This window comes from Gilliamella sp. B2717 (genome assembly GCF_026536675.1).
Lineage (GTDB): Bacteria > Pseudomonadota > Gammaproteobacteria > Enterobacterales > Orbaceae > Gilliamella > Gilliamella apicola_I.
In genome coordinates this window covers 1-315 of sequence record NZ_JAFNNQ010000036.1, presented here as the reverse complement: position 1 = coordinate 315, position 315 = coordinate 1, and the positions used below count along the sequence as shown (strand labels likewise).

At 42.9% G+C, this 315-nt stretch carries 1 pseudogene; it reads left to right on the top strand.

Annotated features, from left to right (window positions below):
- A pseudogene (locus J3U35_RS05625) lies at positions 1 to 236 on the top strand (DNA adenine methylase); the annotation flags it as partial.
- Between the last annotated feature and the right edge of the window lie 79 nt (positions 237 to 315).

Sequence of the window (315 nt, the reverse complement as noted above, 5' to 3'; positions counted from 1 at the left end):
GTTACACCGCCCACAAATTTAACTACCCAGTCACTAAATTATTACACGATTTACTCGTCCACGCTGTCCAACGAGGCGCATCGGCGATCGTGTCTAACAGCGATAACCCAGTCGTACGGGGTGTTTTTAGTGAGTTTGAAATTTACGAAATCGATGCCCCACGATCTGTTGCGGCCAACGGCAACCGTCGATCGGCGCATGAAATTATTGCGGTTTTAACGCCCGATATGGTTTAGAGGTGATCAATAATGACAACGCATGATTTAAAAATTAAACCAGAGCATTTTTATAATATTTTGATGGGAATAAAAACAG